At 58.4% G+C, this 464-nt stretch carries 1 protein-coding gene and 1 pseudogene; both read right to left on the bottom strand.

Annotated features, from left to right (window positions below; genetic code table 11):
- The coding region (locus JWG39_RS16130; protein ID WP_205220455.1) for an NAD(P) transhydrogenase subunit alpha part 2 at window positions 1-232 on the bottom strand (232 nt) is incomplete at its 3' end.
- Window positions 233-244: 12 nt separating this feature from the next.
- Window positions 245-464, bottom strand: a pseudogene (locus JWG39_RS16125) (NAD(P)(+) transhydrogenase (Re/Si-specific) subunit alpha); the annotation flags it as partial.

Raw genomic sequence — 464 nt, 5'->3', positions numbered from 1 at the left:
CCACGTTAATCGCCGCAGCAGTGACCGCGACGCCCGCCAGCACCATCGAGAGCGTATCATGCTCCGCCCCCAGCACCAGCAACGCGCCTACCAGGCTAATCGCGGAGATGGCGTTGGTGAGCGACATCAGTGGTGTGTGCAGTAGCGGCGATACCCGACGTATCACCTCGAAGCCGATGAAGGTTGCCAGCACAAAGACGAATATGTAGTTGAGAATCTCCTGTATGTTCATGCTGTTGCCTCCTTACGTGCTCACACCCAGCTTTTCGCGAACGCGCGGATGAACCACCTGCCCGTCCCGCGTTAGCAGCGTCTCGCTGAGAATCTGGTCCTCCATGTCCAGCCTCAGTTCACCTTCTTTGAGCAAGTTCAGGGTGAAGCTGCTGATGTTCTTGGCGTAGAGCTGGCTGGCATGATAGGGTATGGTGGCTGGGAGGTTGGCGGGCCCCATGATGGTCACTCCC

Origin of the sequence: Desulforhopalus vacuolatus, assembly GCF_016918505.1 — a bacterium.
Lineage (GTDB): Bacteria > Desulfobacterota > Desulfobulbia > Desulfobulbales > Desulfocapsaceae > Desulforhopalus > Desulforhopalus vacuolatus.
Note: the sequence above shows the minus strand (reverse complement) of the source record. Positions and strands in the feature narration are given on the sequence as shown.